General features: G+C 31.3%; 20 protein-coding genes and 1 pseudogene. 9 read left to right on the top strand and 12 right to left on the bottom strand.

Annotated elements, in window-relative coordinates:
• Positions 1-234: 234 nt before the first annotated feature.
• Positions 235-4,083 carry a T9SS type A sorting domain-containing protein gene (locus WG945_RS02355; protein WP_068452717.1) on the top strand — a complete coding sequence of 1,283 codons (3,849 nt, stop codon included), beginning with the start codon at positions 235-237 and terminating at the stop codon, positions 4,081-4,083.
• Positions 4,084-4,198: 115 nt separating this feature from the next.
• On the opposite strand, the gene WG945_RS02350 is transcribed toward WG945_RS02355, so the two are convergent.
• A complete protein-coding gene (locus WG945_RS02350) occupies positions 4,199-4,822 on the bottom strand; it encodes a MarC family protein (protein ID WP_068452714.1) in 624 nt (207 codons plus the stop codon).
• Positions 4,823-5,255: 433 nt separating this feature from the next.
• Between WG945_RS02350 and WG945_RS02345 the strand changes: the two genes are divergently transcribed.
• From WG945_RS02345 to WG945_RS02320, 4 genes and pseudogenes are all read left to right on the top strand, one after another.
• Positions 5,256-5,870 carry a DEAD/DEAH box helicase gene (locus tag WG945_RS02345; RefSeq protein ID WP_068452711.1) on the top strand — a complete coding sequence of 205 codons (615 nt, stop codon included), beginning with the start codon at positions 5,256-5,258 and terminating at the stop codon, positions 5,868-5,870.
• A 24-nt stretch (positions 5,871-5,894) separates the two neighbouring features.
• Positions 5,895-6,668: pseudogene (gene map / locus WG945_RS17720) on the top strand (type I methionyl aminopeptidase).
• Between the two features lie 64 nt (positions 6,669-6,732).
• Positions 6,733-7,371: a thiamine phosphate synthase gene (locus WG945_RS02325; RefSeq protein WP_068452707.1), complete on the top strand. Its 639-nt coding sequence runs from the start codon at positions 6,733-6,735 to the stop codon at positions 7,369-7,371.
• A 177-nt stretch (positions 7,372-7,548) separates the two neighbouring features.
• Complete coding sequence (locus tag WG945_RS02320; protein WP_068452704.1) at positions 7,549-8,799, top strand: mechanosensitive ion channel family protein; 1,251 nt, start codon at positions 7,549-7,551, stop codon at positions 8,797-8,799.
• 114 nt (positions 8,800-8,913) lie between these two features.
• Here the strand turns inward: WG945_RS02320 and WG945_RS02315 are convergent, their stop codons facing one another.
• Positions 8,914-9,528 carry a DUF6515 family protein gene (locus WG945_RS02315; RefSeq protein WP_068452701.1) on the bottom strand — a complete coding sequence of 205 codons (615 nt, stop codon included), beginning with the start codon at positions 9,526-9,528 and terminating at the stop codon, positions 8,914-8,916.
• Positions 9,529-9,604: 76 nt separating this feature from the next.
• Here WG945_RS02315 and WG945_RS02310 point away from each other — a divergent pair, with 76 nt between their 5' ends.
• A complete protein-coding gene (locus WG945_RS02310) occupies positions 9,605-9,730 on the top strand; it encodes a hypothetical protein (RefSeq protein ID WP_262501972.1) in 126 nt (41 codons plus the stop codon).
• Positions 9,731-9,866: 136 nt separating this feature from the next.
• On the opposite strand, the gene WG945_RS02305 is transcribed toward WG945_RS02310, so the two are convergent.
• From WG945_RS02305 to WG945_RS02275, 7 genes are all read right to left on the bottom strand, one after another.
• A complete protein-coding gene (locus tag WG945_RS02305) occupies positions 9,867-10,169 on the bottom strand; it encodes a hypothetical protein (protein WP_068452698.1) in 303 nt (100 codons plus the stop codon).
• Between the two features lie 248 nt (positions 10,170-10,417).
• Complete coding sequence (locus WG945_RS02300; protein ID WP_068452695.1) at positions 10,418-11,164, bottom strand: hypothetical protein; 747 nt, start codon at positions 11,162-11,164, stop codon at positions 10,418-10,420.
• A gap of 181 nt (positions 11,165-11,345) precedes the next feature.
• Entirely contained in the window at positions 11,346-12,044 is a 699-nt protein-coding gene (locus WG945_RS02295; RefSeq protein WP_068452692.1) for a thioredoxin family protein, read from the bottom strand.
• A gap of 11 nt (positions 12,045-12,055) precedes the next feature.
• Positions 12,056-12,553 carry a TlpA disulfide reductase family protein gene (locus WG945_RS02290; RefSeq protein ID WP_068452691.1) on the bottom strand — a complete coding sequence of 166 codons (498 nt, stop codon included), beginning with the start codon at positions 12,551-12,553 and terminating at the stop codon, positions 12,056-12,058.
• A gap of 532 nt (positions 12,554-13,085) precedes the next feature.
• Positions 13,086-13,814 carry a LytR/AlgR family response regulator transcription factor gene (locus WG945_RS02285; protein WP_197482121.1) on the bottom strand — a complete coding sequence of 243 codons (729 nt, stop codon included), beginning with the start codon at positions 13,812-13,814 and terminating at the stop codon, positions 13,086-13,088.
• 133 nt (positions 13,815-13,947) lie between these two features.
• Positions 13,948-15,747, bottom strand: coding sequence for an ABC transporter ATP-binding protein (locus WG945_RS02280; protein ID WP_068452688.1), 1,800 nt, complete (start codon positions 15,745-15,747; stop codon positions 13,948-13,950).
• A 62-nt stretch (positions 15,748-15,809) separates the two neighbouring features.
• Positions 15,810-16,847 carry a sensor histidine kinase gene (locus WG945_RS02275; RefSeq protein WP_068452685.1) on the bottom strand — a complete coding sequence of 346 codons (1,038 nt, stop codon included), beginning with the start codon at positions 16,845-16,847 and terminating at the stop codon, positions 15,810-15,812.
• A gap of 519 nt (positions 16,848-17,366) precedes the next feature.
• Between WG945_RS02275 and WG945_RS02270 the strand changes: the two genes are divergently transcribed.
• The 3 genes from WG945_RS02270 to WG945_RS02260 all read left to right on the top strand — a co-directional run bounded on the left by WG945_RS02270 (position 17,367) and on the right by WG945_RS02260 (position 20,490).
• Positions 17,367-17,960, top strand: coding sequence for an outer membrane beta-barrel protein (locus WG945_RS02270; RefSeq protein ID WP_068452680.1), 594 nt, complete (start codon positions 17,367-17,369; stop codon positions 17,958-17,960).
• A 152-nt stretch (positions 17,961-18,112) separates the two neighbouring features.
• The gene (gene blaOXA / locus WG945_RS02265; protein WP_068452677.1) at positions 18,113-18,919 is read left to right on the top strand and encodes a class D beta-lactamase; all 807 of its coding nucleotides are present in this window, start codon (positions 18,113-18,115) and stop codon (positions 18,917-18,919) included.
• Positions 18,920-19,323: 404 nt separating this feature from the next.
• Positions 19,324-20,490, top strand: a complete 1,167-nt coding sequence (locus WG945_RS02260) for an MFS transporter (RefSeq protein WP_068452674.1) — start codon at positions 19,324-19,326, stop codon at positions 20,488-20,490.
• A 131-nt stretch (positions 20,491-20,621) separates the two neighbouring features.
• On the opposite strand, the gene WG945_RS02255 is transcribed toward WG945_RS02260, so the two are convergent.
• From WG945_RS02255 to WG945_RS02245, 3 genes are read right to left on the bottom strand one after another with little or no spacing between them, the layout of a single operon-like run.
• Positions 20,622-21,842: an ABC transporter permease gene (locus WG945_RS02255; RefSeq protein WP_068452672.1), complete on the bottom strand. Its 1,221-nt coding sequence runs from the start codon at positions 21,840-21,842 to the stop codon at positions 20,622-20,624.
• Between the two features lie 2 nt (positions 21,843-21,844).
• Entirely contained in the window at positions 21,845-22,588 is a 744-nt protein-coding gene (locus WG945_RS02250) for an ABC transporter ATP-binding protein (RefSeq protein WP_068452667.1), read from the bottom strand.
• Between the two features lie 6 nt (positions 22,589-22,594).
• A complete protein-coding gene (locus WG945_RS02245; protein ID WP_068452664.1) occupies positions 22,595-23,797 on the bottom strand; it encodes an efflux RND transporter periplasmic adaptor subunit in 1,203 nt (400 codons plus the stop codon).
• Between the last annotated feature and the right edge of the window lie 3 nt (positions 23,798-23,800).

The following is a 23,800-nucleotide window of genomic DNA, read 5'->3' as shown; positions in this document are numbered from 1 at the left end:
TTATTATTTTAAGAAAACGAATGTATAAAAATAGATTTAATTAAAAGAGAACTTTTTAGGTTAGATAAGATTGAATAAACCAATGCAATTCATATCATTTTAATATTCAAAATAAGGGATGAGAATACATAATTTCTTTACATAGGCTTGGTTTAATTAACCAATATGTAATAGTGAGTTTCAATTATATTAACAATACGAGATTATTATTGTAGCAATTTTAAAAAAGAAAATATGTACAAAAAAATTACACTATTAACTGCAGGGTTATTCAGTTATTTTATGGGGTTTTCTCAAGCAACACTAAAAATCACAGAAATTTGGTCTGGAAATAGTAAAGGGAATAATGTTACAGCAGATTGGTTTGAGGTAACAAATACGGGATCAGAAGCATGGACACCTGCCATGGGAGACCTTTATTTTATTGATGATAGAGATGAAATTGATTATATAGACGATGCTGTGCTAATAAACGGTATTGCTGTTATTAAACCAGGAGAATCTATCATCGCCATAAAAGATGAAGATGCTACAGAATTTAGATCCGTTTGGGGTGACGTTTATGATATTACAAATCTTCAAATAGGAACACACGATGGAAAAGGATTAGGTAAAGGTGGTGATGTTGTTAATTTATTTATAAGCACAACGGTTCCTACAGATAATAGTACAAGAGTAGCTTCTGCAGCGTATCCAGATACAGAAGCAAATCCGGGGCAATCCTACGATGTTACAAAAGGTGCTTTTAGTGTTATTGGTGAGGCACCGTATGTTCCGGTTGCTACCGCTGTAAATGATGAAGGAGAAGCTGCCATTGCATCTCCAGGAAATACAGGATCTACAAAACCAGATTTACAAATTACAGAAATATGGGCAGGAAACGGTGAAGGAAATGATCTTACAGGAGATTGGTTTGAAATAACAAATACAGGATCTGCAGCATGGACATCTACTATGGGAAACCTTTATTTTGTGGATGATAGAGATGAAGCTGATTATGTAGAGGATGCTGTAGTATTAAATGGTGTTACCACAATTGCCCCAGGAGAATCTATTATAGCAGTAAAAGATGAAAACGCTACAACGTTTATTACAGTTTGGAGCGGTGTTTACAACCTAACAAATGTTCAAATTGCTACGCATGACGGAAAAGGATTAGGTGGCGGTGGAGATACGGTGAATTTATTTGTAAGTGCTACTACTCCAACCGATAATAGCACAAGAGTAGATTCTGAAGCGTACCCAGATACAGCAGCAAACCCAGGGCAATCTTACGATGTAACCAAGGGAAGTTTTAGTGTACTTGGAGAAGCACCTTTTTTACCAGTTGCTACCGCTGTAAATGACAAAGGAGAAGCTGCCATAGGATCTCCTGGTAACTTAGAAAAAATAGCACCTTCTACTATAAATATCGTGGTAGATACGGCTAATTTAACTCCTTATTTAGAGGTGTCAGAAACAAATTCGGGCTTTGTAAGTGGTGTTGTAAATGACACAACCGATCCTGCAAGTACTATTGGTATTCCTTTTGTAGTTTCAGATTCTAATACAGATTTGGCAGATTTAACGGTTTCTGTAAACAGCAGTAATGAAGCGGTGGTGTCTAACGATAACTTAGTGCTTACAGGTACTACTGGCGAAAGATTGTTAAAAATTATACCGAATACTTTTGGTTTCTCAACCATCACAATCACTGTAGAAGATGCAGAAGCTAACGCAGCAACGTATACCATTAATTATGCAGCCTCAGCAGCTTCTGTTACGCCAAATACAAGTCGTTTTTATACAGGTTCATCAGACGGATCAACAGGAATTGCTATTGATGAAAACTATATTTGGGTTGGTGATGATGAAGATCAAACCATTCGTTTATACAACGCAAATCAATCAGGTTTACCTGTAAAAGAAATCGATTTTAATAGTTATTTAGGTTCCACAAAAGAAGCAGATTTAGAAGGTTCTTTTAGATTAGAAGACACTATTTATTGGATGGGTTCTACGGCAGAAGCAGATAGATCGGTTATTTTTACAACTATTTTATCAGGATCCGGAGCTACTTCTACCCTAACCTACAATGCTAAATACAACGGTTTACAAGCAGATTTATTAAATTGGGATGAAAACAACCTTCATGGATTAGGTGTTAACTATTTTAAATTAAACACTGTTTTAGAAGTAGAAGCCTTAGCCCTTGCTCCCAACAGTACAACTACTGCTTATTTAGGTTTGCGTAGCGCAACTATAGAAAATAAAGCCATTGTAATACCTGTTACTAATTTTACAAGTTTACCAGGATTGGAAGCTGGTTCTGCAACCTTTGGGACTCCTATTTTAATTGATTTAGCGGGTAGAAGTTTAAGAAGTATGGAGTGTAATGAAAATGGATGTATCTTAATTGGAGGTCCTTTTGGCACAAAAACAGACTTTAAATTATTTACTTGGACTGGAAATAGTACAGACCAACCAGAACTAAGAAATGCAGATTTATCGGCATTAAATGCAAATGGTTCTTTTGAAGGCTTGGTTGCTTTACCAAATTCTACTTTTTTAGGAGCTGATGGAGATACAGATACTGTAAAATTATTAGTAGATTTAGGTGCTACCGTTATTTATAATGATGGCGAAGAAAATAAAGGTTTACGTGACCAATGGAAAAAATTTAGAAGTGATGTTGTTACTCTAGGTACTGTTGGTGAAGCATTTGTTAAAACACCAGTAATTAACGAGTTTGTAATTGACCATACAGGAACCGATACAAAAGAATATCTAGAAATTTATGGAGATCCTTTTACTGATTATTCTAATTATACCCTTGTAGAGATTGAAGGAGATAGTGGAAATACAGGTTTAATTGATGATGCTACTTTTACGGTTGGTACTACGGATGAAAACGGTTTCTGGACCACAAGTTTTCAAGAGAATAATCTAGAAAACGGAGCAACAACATTTTTATTAGTAAAAGATTACAACGGTACTCTTGGAGATGATATTGATACCAATGATGACGGCACGATTGATACTACTTATTGGTCTGCAATTGTAGATGGCATTGCGAGTTCTGAAGGACAAACAGGTGATTTGGTATATGCACTAGATTTAGCCCCTGGTTTTGATGGAAATGAGAACCAAGTTGGTGGAGCTTCTCGTGTACCAAATGGTGTAGATACAGATAGCACGAGTGATTGGGTACGTAATGATTATGATGGTGAAGGTTTTGATGGATTTACAGGAACGCCTTTAGAAGGAGAAGCAATTAATACGCCTAACGCTTATAACAAACTTGTAGGGCCAATATTAAATATTACTGAAATCTGGCCAGGGAATGGTGAAGGAAGTAATCTTACTGCAGATTGGTTTGAGATTACAAACAATGGGCCTTTAACTTGGACACCAGAATTAGGTGGTCTTTATTTTGATGATGATTCTAAAGATCCTGCGTCTGCGGTATTAATTAATGGAATTACTGCCATTCAACCAGGAGAATCTGTAATTGCCATTGATGCTGCAGACACCGCTAATTTTACGGCTCTTTGGGGAGAAGTTTATAACATTACAGATATTCAAATAGGAACGTATGCCGGAGCTGGTTTATCTGGTGGTGGTGATGCAGTAACATTATGGATTGGAGAGCCAACAACAGTTGGAACAATAGTAGATTTTGAAACGTATCCAGACACAGCTTCTAATCCAGGTCAATCTTATGATATAGAAAAAGGGGAATTCAGCACAAGCGGAGCACCTTACTTTGCTACTGCAACTGCAGTAAATAATGCCAATGAAGCTGCTGTAGGTTCACCAGGAAATAGAGGAACTGTTTTAAGTGTTTACGATAATACAGTAAATACGGTTAAAACGTTTCCTATTCCTTTTGATGATACATTACATTTACAACTAAATACATCAACGAATATAACAATGGCTACCGTAAAAATTATAGATATGTTAGGTGCTGTTGTTTTTAGTAAAAAAATGGATGTATCAACCGGTAAAGTAACTTTAGACAATATGGCTAGGTTGTATTCAGGTGTTTATGTCTTGCATATTGCTGAATTGAATACGACCATGAAAATTGTAAAGAAATAAGCATTCTTTTTAAAAAGTAAAAGCCAGTTAGTAAAATTACTAACTGGCTTTTTTTATTTAAGATTGTATTGAAACCTTTGAAATAAAAGTTTCAACTAAAAAATATACTTTGGAATTATGTGGTAATCAAATCAAAAGAAATTTTAATACCTGTTATTACCATACCTGTACCAATAATGGCAATGATTAAACCCATTATTTTACCAATTACAGAAATCACGTTATTCCCCACTACTTTTACTATTAAATCACTCAATCTAAACGTGTAGAAAGTAATTAAACTCATGGTTCCGAAGATAGCAATCACTAAAAAGATGTGTATGGTTTGTACATTCGCCACAAAATTCATTGCAGTTACAATGGTTCCTGGACCTGCCAAAATAGGAATTGCCAATGGAGATATTGCAATATCTTCATCAACATCTACATTTTTAATGTTTTTTACATCAGATTTTTTAGATTGTAGCATTTCAAATCCTATGTAAAATATTAAAATACCACCTGTAATCTTAAATGCAGGGACACTTATATTAAACAGTTCAAAAATATATTTACCTAAAAGCACAAAAACAGTTACAATTACAAAAGCAATAATATTACTTCGTTTGTTAATGTCTCTTTTCGTTTCTTTGTCCAAACCTCTCGTTAAAGACACAAAAACCGTCATGTTCGAGATCGGGTTGGTTATTGCAAAAAAGCCTGTAAAAACAGTTATTGCAAAGGTTATTAAATTATCCATTTATTCTAAAGTTTTGAATCTGCAAAACAATTGAATTAGTTCTTTATAACCTAAGTAATTATGATATATTTTTCTTAAAATATTTACACACATATATTTACTTTTTAAACCTCCAAAAAATCATAAAAACAGGTCTTATCTGACTTAAAAAAAGAGGAAGAATACATACACTTAAAGCAACCTATTTAATTGAGCCTTTTTTAAGTGTATTTATTTTATCTATTATTCTGACATCTATATTTCTAAGACAATTTTAACCTTAAATTCTGTACTCCCAATTCTTTTAATTCACCCCAAGAAAACATTGGGAATTGTTTAGTGTAAATTTCTGTTCAAGGTTCCTATAAAATGGAGCTCTTAAAAGAAATGACTACGTCAATTAAATTGTATATTTGCCTTTATTTTTACAACAAACATTTACCTTTTTTTAGATATGCCTTTTAAAAAATTACATGCTGATATAAAAGAGATCTTAGAATCTCTAGAAATAACAACTCCTACTCCATTTCAAAGTAAAAGTATACCTGTTATTAAAAGTGGTGCAAACGTTTTTTGTACAGCTCCAGAAAATAGCGGAAAAACAACCACACTAGTACTTACTACTTTGCATAAGTTAAAGTGTCAAGAAGTTGGTTCTGCACCAAGGGCATTGGTTTTGGTAGAAAACTCTGTAAAAGGACTCGCATTGCATGATGAATTTATAAAACACACTAAATATGATGCTTTACGTATTTATGCTTGTGATGATAGAGAACACATAGAGTTGTTAAAATCAGAAATATTTGAAGGTGTAGACGTACTTATTGCTACGCCTAAAACCATGAATAAGTTGCTTTTATTAGAAGGTGTAAATACCACACAATTAAAGATTTTAAGTATAGACGATGCTGAGTTTTTAGTTGAGAAAACTGCGTATGCAGCATTAATGGCAATTACACAAAGCATACATAAATGCCAATATGTATTGTATTCAGAAAAAATGGACCCAATTTTAAAACGATTTGAGTCTTACTTTATGCAATACGCCAAAACCGTATCTATTAAATAAAGGTTTATAAAAAAACAAAAAAGAATGTCTATAACTACAGAAGCAGAATTAATCGGCATGCAAAAAGTTAGTGAAGTTGTTGGAACAACGCTAAAGCTCATGAAAAAACATGCTAAAGTTGGTATGTCAACGAAGGAATTAGATGACTATGGAGCTGAAATTTTAAAAAGTTATGGGGCTAAATCTGCTCCTTATGAAACTTATAATTTTCCTGGGTATGCTTGTATCAGTGTAAATAAAGAAGCTGCTCACGGAATTCCTTCTGCAAAAAAAATATTGAAAGAAGGAGATTTAATAAATATTGATGTTTCTGCCGAATTAAACGGATTTTGGTCTGATAATGGAGGTTCTTTTGTAATTGGAAAAGATATTCATAATCACCAACCTCTTGTAAATGCTTCTAAAGATATTTTACATAAAGCAATAAAGCAATAAGCAACATAAAAGGTGGTGTAAAAATAGCTGATATTGGACATTTAATAGAAATAGAAGCAAAAAAATCTGGCTTTAAAGTTATTAAAAACTTGGCGGGACATGGAGTGGGAAGAAGTTTGCATGAAAAGCCCCAAAAACATTTTAAACTATAGAGTAAAATCTAATCGTGAAAGATTTAGAAAAAACACAACAGTCGCTATTGAAACTTTCATCTCCACAAAATCAACTGTTGCTGTAGAATTAAATGACGGTTGGACTTTAGTTGGAAATAAAGGAGGATACGTTACACAACATGAGCAAACAATATTGATTACAGACAAAAATCCTATTATTTTGACTAAGTCTAATGGAATGTGGAATTAAAAACAACGTATTAATGAAAGTACATTAATTTACGCCAATAATAATCACCAAAAACGAACACAACATGATCCCTAAACTACATTATATATCTCAAGGTAATTCTCCAAAAGAACATCTAGAAAATATTCAGAAAGCGTGTTCGGCTGGAGCAGAATTGGTACAATTAAAAGTTGCTGGTATTTCTGAAAAGAAATATCTAAAATTAGCACTGGAAGCGAGAGAAATTACATCTCATTTTCAAACTAGATTAATTTTAAGCAATCACTATAAAATTGCGAAAGAAGTAAAAGCAGATGGTGTTCATTTAGAGAACATAGATTTCTGCGCTACAACGGCTTTAGAACATTTGTACACTTGGCAAATTGTTGGCGCAACAGCAAACACCTTGCAAGATTGTAACGCTTTAATTAGCAAAAAAGTAGATTATATTACTTTAAGTCCGTTTAAGGATAAAGAAACGAAAGAGAACTCTACAAAGGATTTAGGTTTAAATGGTTTTTCTTTAATTGTGGAAGCTTTAAAAACTGAAACTCCTATTATTGGTGCTGGAGGAATCACGACAGATGATGTTGCTGACATTTTAGAAACTGGAGTATCAGGAATTGCGGTTTCGGATGCAATTTCACAAAACTTTGATTCTATTAAAAAGTTCAACGAATTGTTAAATGCGTCGTCTACACAAGAACAACGACACACTTTTTAGTCTCAATAATTTACTTTAGAGCTTAGCTCTATAAAATAATTATACATGTTAGCTGTAAGCTAAAATGCTACTACTTTATAAAACGAACTGAATAATTTGGTTTGTTTTTAAATACACTTATATAATATAATAAGTAGCCCTTTTTCTAACATTAAGGCTTATTTAAAATCTTCATTTATGAAAATTACACATCTATTATACGATTATTTAGTAAATACAGGAATCCCTCAAACATATGCAGCATATATAAATATGTTTGCTTTACTATTAACGGTATCGGTTCTTACCTTTTCAATCGATTATATTATCAGAAAAATCATTGTTCAATTCTTTACACAGTTTGCACTTAGGAGTAAGACTAATTTTGATGATATTTTAGTGAATAATAAAGTGCCTCGAAATATAGCGCATATCGTTCCGTTAATTTTTGCTTTAGAATGTGTGCCTTTTGTATTTTTTGATTTTCAATATATAGAAAATATAATTCAGAAAAGTTTAGAGGTATTTACCATTGTTTTAGTCCTTTGGATAGTTAGAAGTTTCTTAAATTCTCTAAAAGACTATTTTAAAACCTTACCAAATTTAAAGGATAAACCGATAGATAGTTACATTCAGGTGTTTATGATTTTTGCTTGGGTATTCGGTGTTTTATCAGCTTTTGCGATTATTACAGGTATAGAGTTTATCAAATTTATTACTACCATTGGTGCTGCTTCTGCTGTTATTATCTTGATTTTTAAAGATACTATTTTAGGTTTTGTTGCCAGTATTCAAGTATCGATCAATGATATGGTAAGAATTGGAGACTGGATTACTTTTGAAAAATATGGTGCTGATGGAGATGTTATTGAAATTAATTTATCAACTGTAAAGGTTCAAAATTTTGACAAAACGATTACAACAATCCCTACCTACGCGTTAATTTCTGACTCGTTTAAAAACTGGCGGGGAATGACCAATTCTGGTGGTAGACGTATTAAAAGATCTTTGAATATCAATTTAGAGAGCATTCATTATCTATCTACACAAGAAGTTGAAGACTTTAAGAAAATTCAGTCTATTAGCGTTTATTTAGAAACAAGACAAGCAGATATTGATGCGTATAATGAAAAAAACAACATCAATAAAGAACTATTATTAAACGGTAGAAACCTTACGAACATTGGTGTTTTTAGAAAATATATTGAAACCTATATAGAAAACCATTCTGGTACCAACAAAGATATGATGATTATGGTGCGCCAAATGCCACCAGATACGCAAGGTATTCCGATTGAAATTTATGCATTTAGTAGTGATAAACGTTGGAAAAACTACGAATACATTATGTCAGATATTTTTGACCATGTAATTGCAGCAGTACCTTACTTTAATTTAGAAATTTTCGAATTACCTAGTAGTTCTAGTTTTAACAATAAAAGAAAATAATTTTTAAACATAAAAAGTGGCTGTCTAAAAGTATTAAATCTTGTCATATTTTAGAATATGTATGACAAAAACTTTCCTTTTAGGCAACCATCTTTTTGCAATCAACCAATACTTTTATTCTACATCAATAACACCCACTACTTCATAAGCTCTCGTGCCATTTACTTGTACTTTTTCATATAGAATATTTGCATATTCATAATAGCTTTGTCCATCTATCACTACTTTTTCATAATCATCTGGTAACTCATAAACCACTGTTCCTACTTCTGGTTCTACCACTTCATATTCATTATTTATTTGTAGATAAAAAGTACCATTTACATTGTAATAGTTGTAATTGTTAAACCTAATTCTTTTATAATTTGTTGGTAAAACACGTACTCTAAATCCAATTTTTGGAGCGATTACTATATAACGTCCTCTAGATTGTGTGTAATACTTATTATTTGCATAATAGTAGTTTTGATTTTTATAGGTAACAACCGCTCTGTTGGGTACATTTCTTACAGAAACAACTTTCTTGGTAGGTTTTTTATAAGTTACTTTCTTACTTGGAATTCTTCTACTTGCCGTACTTTTCTTAGTGGTTGTAGTAGTTACTGTTCTTGTTGATTTTACTGGAGTCGTTTTAGTTGTTGTACTTCTGCGTGATTGTGCAGAAACATTTGTTGCTACAGCAACTATAAATAATGATGGTAAAACAACTGTTTTTATAAATGTTCTCATAATGTTCATGTTTTTAAATTAAACTTCTTTTTATATACTTCTAAGACTTCTATTTACAACCTAAGTTTAATCAATTATGGTGAGAATAGACAAACGCGGTATTTTTATCTATCAAATAGATCATTTTATAGACGGAATCATTTTCTTACAAAGTGCTTTAAGCGTTCATTTGTTTATCAATTACGTTCAGTATCAATTTTAAGTGTAAATGAGATTTTCAGCTCCATATTAGTCAAAGAAATGGAATGATAACAACCAGATTTTAAAAGAGATACACATTAAAGCAAAAAAAGACATACTCTAAAGCATGCCTTTCTTTCTTCTAAATTAAAACTATATTATTTTAATAACGCTAATAAACCTGTTAATTCAGTAAGGTCTAAAGAAGTACTATTGTCTGTGTCTAATACGTTAAAGTTTTCTGCTACAGAACCAATTGCTTCTGTTGTGCTAATCGCTTCATCTTTGTTAGTATCTAATAACGTAAAAAGGGTAGAAATTTGCTGTACAGTAGAGTTTGAACTTAAAGAACCTAATAGCGTAGCTGCTTGTTTAAGGTTAGATGAAGAACCAATGTTTTGAATACTGTTACAACTAAACATGCTAATCGTTAATACTAATGTGAATGCTACTTTTTTCATAAATATGTATTTGTTTTTTGTTCAAACAAAAGTACTTTTATCTCAACCATCTGTATAATGAAATAGACAAACGCAATGTATTTACCTCTTAATAAGGTGGATTGATAGATGAAGTAAAACGGACATATTTATATAAGTAAGTAGTAGTATAAAACTCTCAGAATTTCGAATAAATTGGTTGGTAAATGGACGTTTAAAGAGGTCTTTTGAAACTCAATTTTAGCTTGTAAAAGCCATTTAAGAATATTCTAATCTAATTCTTCTTGCAACTTCGTAATCAGTATTTTTGTTTTACTATGTAGCGTTCTTGCATATCCTAATTGTATTTTGGTTTGTAATAACCGATCAATAATACTGTTCTGATATTCTTTTGTAGCAAGTAACGTTTTGTAATCAGATTTATTTCCAAATTCTTTAATATGCTTATATTTTAAATCATTGTCAGGAAGCATATCTACCAGTGATATAAGTTTTTCTAAAGTAGGTTTTATCTTATTTTCAACGATATTTTTATTCTTTTTATCCTGATTATTAAATTGCTCTATTTTGGCTAAATAAGTGGCTATTAAATCTTTTAGTTTACTACTTTCTATCAGTTCCATTTTAGCTGTAGAAAGAATAGATTTTACAGAACTGTCTTGTAAATTTACTTCCTTAACTGCTACGTTTAAAATAGTGTCTTTTGCACCTTGCGTAAATTCATTGGTGTTAGTCCCCACATAATTTAATGTACTTTCTAAATAAATAATCGTTTCTGTATTTTCTTCTATAGATTGTTTTAGCAAACGTAAATTTGTAGTTAACTCTTCATTTAAGTTGATGTAAATTTCATCTACAAGCGTATTGTTTTTTTGAATATCACTTAAATCATTTATTTTCCAAGCAATAGATACCGCAATTACTATTAACACAATTTCACCCAAAGCATATACAGCGTAAGATTTAAACTTACCTAAATCAATTAAATTTCTTCTTATTTTACGAAATAGTTTCATTGTGTTTTTTTGGGAGGAGGCAGAAAACCAGATACTTGAATTCTTTTTTTTATCTAGATGGCTAGATATAAAAAATGCGTTTTTGGTTACGAGAATTTTCGAAAAAGAAAACCCTAACGCAAACAAACACGCATTTATTTTAAGAGTATTTTTAGTACGTTAATAATAACGCATTATTTCTTTAAATGCCTTTTACAGGGCAACCAATCGCTTTTGTAAAATTAGGACTTGGTTTTTTACCGTTTTCTAAAGCAATAATAGCATCTTCTACATATTTAATAGTAACATCTTTAGCTGATTTAGCATTATTATCTATAGTACCAATGTATTGTACTTTTCTTTCTGCATCTAATAAAAATACATGCGGAGTTCTTACAGCACCGTATTTAGGAAATACTTCTTTATTTTCATCTGCTAAATACGCAAACGGAAATTCTTTTTCTTTGGCTCTTTTTTGCATTGCAGCAAAGCTTTCTTTTTCATTATCTGCACTTACATTTGGGTTAATGGTAATTACAGAATATCCTTGAGGAGCATAGGTATTATGAAGAGAAATTAAACGGTCTTCGTACATTTTAGCAAACGGACATTCATTACATGTAAAAACAACAATATATCCTTTTGCATCTTTAATGTCTGATAATGAAAACGTAGTTTCATCTACATTTTTTAATTGAAAATCTGTAGCAACATCCCCTATTTTATAACCTCCTATTTCTTCTAATGTTTTGGTTTGTTCCGGATTATAACCGCCTTTTGGTGGGCCTTTGCGTTCTCCATTTCTCGGAGGGCCTTTTCTATCTTGCGCACTTGTAGTATTTGTTATAAATAAACTACATAGTAAAATAATAGATGCGAAAATTAAATTGGTTTTTTTCATTGTTATTTGTGTTAATTTATTTTGTTAATTTCATTTTCAAGATCCTCTATGTTTTCAAACATTCGCTCGTGAAAAGAACGTTTTTTAGCATTGAAAATAATAGTAAACGGAATAGATCCAGACCAATTAGGGTTTATTTTATCTATCCAAGTATTAGAATCTGGATCGTCTAAAAGAACCACTTGGGTTGTAATTCCTTTTTTCTTTAAAAACGGTTTTAGTTTTGTTGCTATATCTTCCGTAAAATCGAGACTAACCAATGTAATTTTTACATTCGGGTGCTGTTTTTGATATTCTTGCAATATTGGCAACTCTTTAACGCAATGTGCACACCACATTGCCCAAAAGTTAACAATATGAATCTCTTCAGAATCTGTATATAATAAAGGTTCTAAAGCGTCAAAGTTTAAAACAGGAATCTTTGTCGTATTTGTGTTGATTTGTGAATTACTCTTAGTTGTAAAACCTAGAAATAACACAGCAATTAGAATGAGAATATTTTTATACATGTTTATATCTGATTATTTGGTACTCTAAAGTTTAAAAGTATCTGTATTCTCTTTAAAGATAAAATAAAATAGATCTTGTTTTATATTCTCTCTATGAAATCGGCTTTTTAATAGACGAATATTAAAACACTTCATAATTATCATTCCGACAACGGAGGAATCGCATAAAAGAGCACAAAGTGTTGCCTTGTGATGCGATTCCTCAATACTTCGGAATGACAATTACGGGTTTTAACGGATGCTGATATTAGAAAGGATATAAATAAATAATTCAGAATCTAAAAACCGACCTACTTTTAAATTTCGTTACAATTCAAGTTTTATGTAATGGCTAGTGTCCAAAGAACGCAGTGGTCTGGACACGTGAATGGAATAAAGCGTAGCATTATAAAAATTTAAAATAAGTCTAGATTTTTTGTTTCGTTTTTCATCAATGGAAAAATGAAAAGAAAGTTATTACACAGAGTTTCATATAGAAAAAACAAAGATTCACGGAGTTAAAAATAAATACTCACAATTGTATGGTAATTCATTACAAAGAATTATTATTCACAAACTCCAAAAACTTAGGTTTGTATTGTTCAGAAACAGTGATACGTTGATCATTAATAATAATCTGACTACGCTCTATAACTTCAACATTTTTTAGTGAAACAATAAAAGAACGATGTACTCGCATAAAATGAGTTTCAGGTAATTCTTCCTCTAGTGATTTTAAACTCATAAGGGTTAAAATAGCTTTCGGATTGTCTTTTACCCATATTTTTATATAGTCTTTTAAGCCTTCAAAATACAAAACGTCTGCCAATTTAATACGCAATTGCTTGTATTCTGACTTTACAAATAGAAACTCTTTTTCTTCAGAAACTATCTTTTGTTGTTTTCCTTTTACCAACTCAAACCAGGTATTTGCTTTATTAGCTGCTGCTAAAAACTCTGCATAATCAAAAGGTTTTAAAAGATAATCTAAAGCTTCTACTTTAAAGCCTTCTAAAGCATATTGATCAAAAGCCGTAGTAAAAATAACGCGTGTTTCTTTTGGTAGCATTTTAGAAAACTCAATACCTGTTAAATCTGGCATTTGTATGTCTAGAAAGAGTAAATCTACAGGCTCATTTTTAATAAACTCCAAGGCTTCTATAGCACTACTACACTTCTTTTTTAGTACTAAAAAGGGTGTTTTTTCAACATAACTTTCTACTAAATTTAAAGCCATTGGCTCATCGTCAACAATAACACAACTAATTTTTATATTGCTCATTAATAAAGTGATTTGATTCCTAACAAAAATAACTACTTAAATTTAATTTATGCTAAACAACAATGGGTTTTAATCTATTTTTATCTATATCTAAAGATTTAAAACTACTTAAAATTAGAATAAATGTCCTTTGTTATTCTTTTAAGGTATTTTTAATTTTATCAATATTTAAACTGTTCGCCATCGCATTAAAAATTTTATAATAGGCACTCTCATTGTTATACAATGCCTCATGAGTCCCCTGTTCAATAATTTTTCCTTTTTCTAAAACAATGACATTTTCAGCATCGATTATTTGAGAAATACTATGCGAAATAACAATTACCGTTCGCCCCTTTTTTATGGCGTCTAGACTTTTCTTTATTTTTTCTGTTGCTATAGCATCTAAACTCGCCGTGGGTTCATCAAGAAAAATAATAGGAGGATTTTTTAAAAACAATCGTGCAATAGAAACCCGCTGTTGTTGCCCACCAGACACTAAGGTTGCTTTTGAATTATAGCCTTCTGGTAATTGTATAATTTGCTCATGTATATAGGCTTGTTTTGCGGCAGCTACAACCTCGTTATCTGTAGCATTTTCTTTTCCGTAAAGAATGTTTTCTTTAATGCTACCATTAAATATATGGTTCTTTTGTAATACCAACCCAATGTTATCTCTTAGCCAATGCGTATCATATTTTTGTAAATCAACGCCATCTAAAAGTATTTTACCTGAGGTTGGTGCATAGAATTTATCTAACAAATTAATCACCGTGCTTTTTCCAGCTCCACTTAACCCAACTAGTGCATTTATAGTATTGGGTTTAATAACCATGGAAACATCATACAGGGCTTTTGTTCCATTGGGATATGCAAAATCAACATTTGTGATTTCAAAAGTACCGGTGAATTTTTCAGGAATGTAAGTGCCACTTAATTCTGTTTGGTCATCTGCGTCCATAATTTCAAAAAACGCATCCGAATATATTATCGCATCTTGTACTTCATCATAAATACGATGTAATTGTTGTATAGGTGCAGATACATTGTTAAATAGCAAAATATGAAACATTATGGCGCCGATAGTCATGCTGCCATTTAAAACAAAATAAGCGGTTAATATGATAATTATAACGACTCCAAATTGTTCTGTGAATTTTTTTAATCCGTCAAATAAGAAACTTAGTTTTCTAGTTTGTAATTGATTTTCAGTCATGTCCAACTGAATGGCTTCGTGTTTTTTACTTTCAAAACTTTCTCTTGTAAAAGATTTGATAACGGTAATTGAATTTATTAAACCAATAATGCCATTATTTTTTGTTTCTCTATATTTTCTCATGGTGCGTCTAAAACCTTTTAGTTTTTTAGCTTGCAGACTGCTTATGTAGAAGAAAAGTGGAATAATTGAAAGACTCACTAACCCCACATATACGTTAGCGTTGAACATGATAATTAAAGCGACAAAGGCGTTAAAAAACAACGGTAATATGTCTATAAAGAAGTTTTTTACTAACTGTGTAAGGCTAGAAACGCCTAAATCTATTCGGGTTTGTAATTTACCACTTTCATTAGTTGGAGAACTATAAAAAGCCATTTTGTAAGTCAATATACGTTCTACAATGTTTTGCGCAAAGTCTTTTGAAATGTAAATTTTCATTTTTTCTCCATAGAACTTTTGACCAAATTGTACCAATGCATAAAAACCTTCCTTTAAAAGAAGTATAATGCTAATGGTGGCTAATAACGAAAAACCATCTTTTACGGTTTTATTAGCGTCACTTAAGGTGGTTAATTCATCTACAGTGTAGCGCAATACTAAGGCATTAACCTGCGCCAATAATGCGCCAATGATGGTTAGGATTAAAGACGCAATTACCAATTTTTTATAAGGTTTTACGTAATCCCAGAGTTTTTTTAAAAGCGCTACAAGCGTCTGCTTAGAGGCAACTTTCATAGATTAAAGTTTAAACGAATTGTAATTTTTAAACATCAATAATTTTAGTTTTGCTAGTATGCTTAGTTGGTTTCAATTTCTAATTCCGCAACAAAACGATTGTTATTTACAGCCGTTTTAAAACGATTGTTATTAGGATACAACAACTCTAAACGTTTTTCTATATTAGGTAGCCCAATGCCAGAACCACTTTTATCTTCTGTCTTTTTTGGGAAGTTATCATTTTCTATCACAAACAAAACGGTTTTAGTATTGCAAGTCATTTTTATATTAATGGTACTTGGTTTGCTTGCAGATACTCCATGTTTAAACGCATTTTCTATTAATGATATAAATAATAAAGGGGCAATTTTAATCCCTGTTTCTTCAGATGGAAAACTATAATTTACAACGGTTTTATCAGAAACTCGTAGTTTCATTAAGTCGATATATTTTTTCATAAAGTCTATTTCTTTTAATAAAGAAATGGATTCTTCGTTTGTTTCGTACAACATATAACGCATCAACTTGCTTAAACTGTGGATTGATTTTTTAGCCTGATCTGGAGAAATATCAACCAAAGCATAAATATTATTTAAGGAGTTAAAAAAGAAATGTGGTTGCAGTTGATAACGCAAATGCTGCAACTCCGATTTTAATTTAAAATTAGCAGCTTCTTTACGTTCTGCTTCTGTTTTAATCCATCGTTTTGTAGATTTTAAAGCGATTGAAAAGAATAAAGGAGCTAGATATGATAGTATTTGTATGTAGACTGCTATTATAAAAGGAGGTCTTACTCGTTCTGCACCTAAAACACTTTTTTTAATAATGTCTTTAAAGAAATTATCTTCTATATATTCTTTTAAATATAAAAAACAGACAATAGCTACTGCATTGATGATAATAAAATACAGCATTTTTTTAGGAAACAAAAAACGATCTATTAACACAAAATAATTGAGATAAAATATAATTGCAGAAAAGAACAACGGAATCCAAAAATGTGCAATTACCCTACTAAAATCTTGTTCTTGTCCGTAAGACAATAAATAAGGCAAACAGATTAGTGTTAACCAAACGAGCAGATGCGATAATACGGTTATTCTTATATTCTTGTACATTGGTTTACTATTCTAAAATTGAAAAATTCATAGGGAACTATTGGAATGTTCCTCTGTAAACCAAAGGTAAAACTATTTAGGCTTTTGCTGCCACATAATTGATGTTTTACGGTATTTTATATACCAATACTAGCTTTTTATAGATGAGAATTGTTATTAAAATAAGCAAACAATGGCATAGTGGTATTCTGTTTATTTAAAGCGGCTACTTGTTTGCTTTCCAAAAGTATCTTTTTAAAAACACATTAACTTACCAAAATAAAACCAATCTTTTGTACTTGTAAAGAGCTATATAAATCTGTAAAAAGTAATATTTATTAGCATGAATATTTGACAGTTAGTAAAAAGGAACTACATTAGTCTACTTATTAAAAACACGCTATACAATAGCAGTATAATACCTTTAAAAAGTTTTAAAATCCCTCCTTTTTAGTATTATATAGCTAGTTTAAGAACCTATATAAGTAGCTACTCAACATTATGAAAAAAACTTTGCTAATAACATTTTTACTATTTTAATTGAGCTTTTATGCGCAAGAGAGTTCAAAATGGAAAATAGGAATTGAATATTCAATGGATAAATTATCTATTGACAACGGACAGAATAATGACTTTATCGTTACAGAAGGAAACATAAATGGATACGGAATTGAATTTGACAAGAATAACCATACTATCGGAGTAATTACACAATTCTTGTTTAATGAAAAAATAAGCGTTTCATCTGGACTTTTATATTCAAATAAAGATTTTACTGGAACTTATAGTTGTGGAACTTGTGATTTTATTGGAACTTTTCCGGGTTATTCACCTGAAACGTTGAAACAAAGATTTTTAGTAATTCCAATATCAATCGATTATAATTTTCAGTTAGGGAATTTAGAACCAATTTTAAAAGCTGGATTTAAAAGCAACATCGAAATTGAGAATGATTTAAAACAACAAAGTAAAGGTTATTTTTTAGAAGCTTTTGTCGGAGTTTTAATTAACTACGAAATTTTAGAAACTTGGAATATTGGAGTTGGATATAATAATCAAACTGCATTGACTGATTTATATAAAACGGATAATTATAATTTAAGAACAAATAGTTTCTATTTACAAATTAACTAACATATAAAATAACGTAAGGCAACACCCTATACAATTTATTGCTAGTTATCGCCTACTAACTAAAATATTCACGGATTTTCTATTCGGTTTTTACTTGCTAAGTTAGGTGCTAAACCACGCAATAAAACACAAACAAATACTTTGGAAACCATATGAAAATCATAATATTAAAGATTTTTTTAGTAGTAATCATTTTAGTTTCTTGTAATGAAAAAGCTAAAACAAAAGAAATACTTAAACCTGAGTTTCAATCAATTATTAGTTCAAGTAATGTAAATGGATCTATTTTAATTTATGATCTACATAAAGATTTATTTTACTCTAATAACTTTGATTGGGCTAAAACTGGACGATTACCCGCATCTACATTTAAAATTCCGAATTCTATAATTGCTTTAGAAACTAAAGTTGTAGAAAATGATAGTACATTGTTCAAATGGAATGGAGAAAATAGAGCTTATAAAATGTGGGAACAAGATTTAATATTAAGAAATGCTTTTCAATATTCTTGTGTTCCTTGTTATCAAGAAATTGCTAATAAAATTGGAGAAAAAAGAATGAATAAATATCTTAAAAAATTACAATTTGGAGATATGAATGTTACCTCTAAAAATTTAGATATCTTTTGGTTGGAAGGAGAGTCAAGAATTAATCAATTTCAACAGATAGATTTTTTAATACGTTTTGTTAATTCAGAGTTAAAAATTTCTAAAAGAACTGAAGAAATCCTAAAAAGAATATCTTTTATTGAAGAAAACGAAAGATATAGATTATATGGAAAAACAGGTTTATCAGTTAGAAATGGAAATTATAATGGTTGGTTTGTAGGGTATCGTAAATCGAAAAATAACACGTATTTTTTTGCTATTAATATTGAACCTAATGAAAATACGAATAAAGAATTATTTCCAAAATTAAGAAAAGAAATCACTCTTAAAGCTTTAGATCTTATGAAATAAATACAGTTATTAATATCTGTATTACTAATAGGTTTAGCTCACTTACAAAATTCCTTGCAGATGTTCTATTCTGTTTTTATTTACTAAATTAGTTACTTAAACACGTCAATAATCATACACAAAAACCGTTGGGTATAATTAAAACCAAATGAACAGACTACTGATATTATTTTTTTCTTTATCCATAATTGGTTGCAGTAAACAAAAGAAGTTTTGGGACAACGGATTAACCAAAAGTGCGGAAGAAATAACCGAATACATGATTCGAATTCAAGAAGATTCCTTAATTTAAAAATAAAGGAAATTAAAATTAGATAAATTAATTAAGCCTTTCATTACTTGTAAATTTTTAGAGTTTAATACCTTTGGAGCTTTATTTAAAAGCATAATTAAGATATTAAAATATGAGTAAAAATTTATCAAATTCAGTATTATATTTAATGAGTATATCTGCTGGACTTGTTGTAGCAAACCTCTATTACAACCAACCACTTCTGCATCAAATGGTTGTTGAGTTTGGTGTAAGTGAATCTGCCATAAGTAATGTGCCTTTAGCAACACAATTGGGGTATGCTTTTGGCTTGTTGTTTATCGTTCCACTAGGAGATAAGGTTTCTAACAAAAAAATATTACAGTTTGATTTTGCTTTAATGATAGTATCATTAATTGCGGCATCCTTGTCAAATACCTTGTATCTGTTAATTATAAGTAGTTTTTTTATTGGTTTTTCATCGGCTATACCACAATTATTTGTGCCTATGGTTGCTCAATTATCAGATGATAAAGGTCGTGGACGTGCTATTGGTATTGTAATGAGCGGTTTATTGATTGGTATTTTAGGTAGCCGAGTATTAAGTGGAATTATAGGTAAATGGTTTGGATGGAGATTTATGTTTTCTGCTGCAACTGTACTTATGGTATTGTTGTTTATTTTACTTCAGTATAAATTACCAAAAATTAAACCTAATTACAAAGGGAGTTATGGCAGTTTATTAAAATCTATAGGACATTACTTTAAAACAGAACCTTCGTTACGATTAGCGGCATTGCGTGGTGCACTTGGTTTTGCAGGATTGAGTGTTTTTTGGACCACCTTTGTTTTTTTGATGGAAGATCATTTTGGATATGATAGTGATATTGCTGGTGCTTTTGGTGTTTTTGGTATTGTTGGAGCCCTTGGAGCAACTGTTGTAGGAAAAATGAATGATAAATATGATAGAAAAAGTATGATTATCTTCTCTACCATATTATTGATGGTTTCTTGGTTGATTTTCTTATTTTCTGGATACTCTCTAATCGGGTTAGCAGTGGGTGTAATTATTGTAGATTTGGGTTTACAAATTTTACATATTACAAACCAGGTAACTATTTTTTCTAAAAATCCAGAAGCTAGAAATCGAGTGAATACGGTTTATATGGTCGGTTTTTTTATAGGTGGTGCTTTTGGTACTTTTTTAGGAGCTTATGCCTGGGAAAACCATGGTTGGCAAGGCGTTTCTATATTAGGCCTTTTAATAACGGTTAGTATTTTAATAGCTCAATTTGTATTTGAACCTAAACATCAAGCATAAAAAAAAAGACCAATTGTTTAGAATAACCTATACGTATTCTAAACAATTAGTCTTTTAAAATTTACTGAAATACCTACTTTAATTTCAATTTCTATATTTCTAAATATTTTAGGATGTTAAACCTATTGATATTATTCATAACGTAAGGCCGTAATTGGGTCTAATGCCGATGCTTTTCTTGCAGGATACCATCCGAAGAAAATACCTGTTACAGCACATACTGCAAAAGAAATTATAATAGAATATAAAGCAACACTTGTAGGCCAGTTTAAGAATTTTTCTATAAACACGGTAGATGCTAAGCCTAGTAAAACTCCTAAAACGCCACCAGTAATACTTATTAGAATTGCTTCAATTAAAAACTGCATTAAAATATCTGCTCCCTTTGCTCCTACTGCCATTCTTAAACCAATCTCTTTGGTACGTTCTTTTACAGAAACATACATAATATTCATAATTCCGATACCTCCAATCAACAAAGAAATACTCGCCACGGCTACTAAAAGTAAGGTTAACATTTCACTTGTAGAACTAAATGTAGAAATCAATTCTTCCATAGAACGCACACTAAAATCATCATCTTCTGTAGCGGTTAGTTTGTGTTGCGTACGTAAAATTTCAGAAACTTCTATCACGGCACTCGGTGCGTCTTCTTCGCTAATGGAAGAAGCCATAATTTGATTTAAGTGATCTATAGCCAAAATACGTTTTTGAACCGTTGTATAAGGTGCAATTACTACATCATCTTGGTCTTGCCCAAAGGTGTTTTCTCCTTTTTCTTCTAAAACACCAATCACTTTAAACGGAATGTTATTAAAACGAATCATTTGCCCCACTGGTTCTTTACCATCAGGAAAAACATTTTCTACCACAGTTTGACCTATTATAGCAACTTTAGATGCCGTTTTAACTTCTGTATCTGTAAACATACTTCCGCTTTGTAAATCGACGACTTTAATCTTTAAATAATCTGGATTTACACCATAAATGGTACTTGGCCAGTTGTTAGATCCGTTAATGACTTGTCCGCCGCCATTCACCATTGGAGTACTATAACTTAGCAAGGTCGATTGATTTTTAATCGCCTCATAATCACTCAAAGTAAGCGATTCCATAACACTTGCTGCTTGTCTAACACCACCACGTGTATCTGCTCCGGCTTTTATAGTAATCATATTAGATCCCATGGCAGAAATGGTTGTTCTAATACTTTCTTTAGATCCTTCTCCAATGGCCAACATAGTAATAACAGATGCTACACCTATAATAATCCCCAGCATGGTTAATAACGTTCTTGTTTTATTAAGAATGATGGCTTTTGTTGCGATTTTAAATAAATTTAATAGTCTCATAACTAATCGTCTTGTTTAGGTAATTTTGCTAATTCGTTTGCTGCAGATTGAATATTATCATTTTGATAATCTTTAATAACATGCCCATCTTTTAATACAATGGTTCTGTTACTAAACGTTGCTATATCTGGCTCATGTGTTACAAAAGTAATCGTAATACCTTGTTTATTTAACTCTTGAAATAAGGACATAATTTCGTAAGACGTTCTAGTATCTAAGTTCCCTGTAGCTTCATCAGCAAGAATCATTACAGGGTTATTTACCAAAGATCTTGCAATAGCCACACGCTGTTGTTGTCCTCCAGAAAGTTGAGATGGTGTATGATCCATTCGCTCTCCTAAACCAACCATTTTTAAGGCTTTTATAGCACGCTCTCTTCGTTCTTCTGTAGAAACGTTACTGTTGTATAATAAAGGTAACTCTACGTTTTCTATGGCAGATGTTCTTGCCAATAAATTGTAGGATTGAAAAATGAATCCTATTTTTTCATTTCTTATCGTTGCCAATTCATTTCTACTTAAGTCTTTCACTTTTACCCCATCAATCTCATAAATACCAGAAGTGGGTTGATCTAAACATCCTAAGATATTTAACATGGTACTTTTACCAGAACCACTAGATCCCATAATAGTAACAAACTCGCCTTCTTTTATATCAAATGAAATACCTCTAAGTGCATGCACCGTTTCGGTACCCATGGTAAACTGTCGTTTTAAATCTTCTATTTTAATGATTTCTTTACTCATGGCTCTTTATTTTTTCTTCCCTCCGGGACGTTGTGGCATAAATGGACTTTCGCTAGTTCCTCCTTTTTTAACTTCAGATTTACTGATCTCTTTTAAGTTATAAACTAATTTATCTCCTTCAGATACTCCACTTAATAATTGTACATTTACTCCATCACTTGCGCCAAGTGTTACTGTTTTAGAAGTAATAGCTCCGTTATTTTCTAATACCCAAAGCGTTGTATCATCAGTAGATATATTGCTATTGTTTTCTGCTAATTGATGTTGTGCATTATAAGTCGATAAAATGGCTGCTTCAGGTTTAAAGTTAATCGCTTTCGCTTCTGCAGTTAACACATTATTTAATTCTAAAGTAAAAATAGAAATGGTTGCTGTTAGGCCTGGTTTTAGTTTTAAGTCTGGGTTATCAGCTTTAATTACAACCGTATACGTTACCACATTAGAAGTAACTGTTGGATCTAATCTTACTTGCGTTACAACACCTTTAAAAGTTTCTCCAATGTAAGCATCTACAGTAAATTCTACTCTTTGTCCATTTTTAACCTGTCCAATATCTGCTTCATCTACATCTGCTTCTACTTGCATTTCTTTTAAATCTTGTGCAATGGTAAATAGTGTTGGCGTACTTAAACTTGCTGCAACCGTTTGTCCTTCATCAATAGCTCTAGATAGCACAACTCCGTCTATAGGCGAATAAATATTAGCATATCCTAAATTAGTTCTGGCTTGTTGCAAATCTGAATAACGTTGTGTTACTGTCCCTTTTGCCGTTTGATAATTGTATTGTGCATCATCAAAATCTGCTTTACTAATTACCTGATTATTGTATAGACTTTCTTGTCTATCAAAAATCGTCTTCATGTAATTTCTTTGACTTACGGCATTGTCATACGCTGCTTGAGCTTGTGTTTTAGATGCATTCAAATTGGTTTTATCCAACTCTGCAATTAACTGACCTTCTTTAACAACACTGTTATAATCTACATATATTTTCTCTACAACTCCAGAGACTTGTGTCCCTACTTCTACTTGCGTAATTGGTTCTATAGTTCCGGTTGCAGTAACCATAGTAGTTACATTTTCTTTTTTTGCTAGCACTGTTTTTGCTTCTATTACTATAGCATCATCGCTATTTATAAAAGAGTATCCTACAATAGCAAGTACAATAACTGCAATGCTTATGATGATTATGTTTTTATTTTTTTTCATGAG

Source organism: Polaribacter atrinae, assembly GCF_038023995.1.
GTDB lineage: Bacteria > Bacteroidota > Bacteroidia > Flavobacteriales > Flavobacteriaceae > Polaribacter > Polaribacter atrinae.
The sequence above is the reverse complement of the archived record's forward strand: the minus strand, read 5'-3'. Positions and strand labels throughout refer to the sequence as shown.

Bases quoted from the DNA above. Each gene is read 5' to 3' on its own strand.
- WG945_RS02350 (WP_068452714.1), bottom strand. From the start codon at position 4,822: ATGGATAATTTAATAACCTTTGCAATAACTGTTTTTACAGGCTTTTTT.
- WG945_RS02245 (WP_068452664.1), bottom strand. From the start codon at position 23,797: ATGAAAAAAAATAAAAACATAATCATCATAAGCATTGCAGTTATTGTA.
- blaOXA (WP_068452677.1), top strand. From the start codon at position 18,113: ATGAAAATCATAATATTAAAGATTTTTTTAGTAGTAATCATTTTAGTT.
- WG945_RS02275 (WP_068452685.1), bottom strand. From the start codon at position 16,847: ATGTACAAGAATATAAGAATAACCGTATTATCGCATCTGCTCGTTTGG.
- WG945_RS02345 (WP_068452711.1), top strand. From the start codon at position 5,256: ATGCCTTTTAAAAAATTACATGCTGATATAAAAGAGATCTTAGAATCT.
- WG945_RS02280 (WP_068452688.1), bottom strand. From the start codon at position 15,747: ATGAAAGTTGCCTCTAAGCAGACGCTTGTAGCGCTTTTAAAAAAACTC.
- WG945_RS02260 (WP_068452674.1), top strand. From the start codon at position 19,324: ATGAGTAAAAATTTATCAAATTCAGTATTATATTTAATGAGTATATCT.
- WG945_RS02290 (WP_068452691.1), bottom strand. From the start codon at position 12,553: ATGTATAAAAATATTCTCATTCTAATTGCTGTGTTATTTCTAGGTTTT.
- WG945_RS02255 (WP_068452672.1), bottom strand. From the start codon at position 21,842: ATGAGACTATTAAATTTATTTAAAATCGCAACAAAAGCCATCATTCTT.
- WG945_RS02355 (WP_068452717.1), top strand. From the start codon at position 235: ATGTACAAAAAAATTACACTATTAACTGCAGGGTTATTCAGTTATTTT.
- WG945_RS02325 (WP_068452707.1), top strand. From the start codon at position 6,733: ATGATCCCTAAACTACATTATATATCTCAAGGTAATTCTCCAAAAGAA.
- WG945_RS02320 (WP_068452704.1), top strand. From the start codon at position 7,549: ATGAAAATTACACATCTATTATACGATTATTTAGTAAATACAGGAATC.
- WG945_RS02305 (WP_068452698.1), bottom strand. From the start codon at position 10,169: ATGAAAAAAGTAGCATTCACATTAGTATTAACGATTAGCATGTTTAGT.
- WG945_RS02295 (WP_068452692.1), bottom strand. From the start codon at position 12,044: ATGAAAAAAACCAATTTAATTTTCGCATCTATTATTTTACTATGTAGT.
- WG945_RS02300 (WP_068452695.1), bottom strand. From the start codon at position 11,164: ATGAAACTATTTCGTAAAATAAGAAGAAATTTAATTGATTTAGGTAAG.
- WG945_RS02250 (WP_068452667.1), bottom strand. From the start codon at position 22,588: ATGAGTAAAGAAATCATTAAAATAGAAGATTTAAAACGACAGTTTACC.
- WG945_RS02285 (WP_197482121.1), bottom strand. From the start codon at position 13,814: ATGAGCAATATAAAAATTAGTTGTGTTATTGTTGACGATGAGCCAATG.
- WG945_RS02315 (WP_068452701.1), bottom strand. From the start codon at position 9,528: ATGAGAACATTTATAAAAACAGTTGTTTTACCATCATTATTTATAGTT.
- WG945_RS02310 (WP_262501972.1), top strand. From the start codon at position 9,605: ATGGTGAGAATAGACAAACGCGGTATTTTTATCTATCAAATAGATCAT.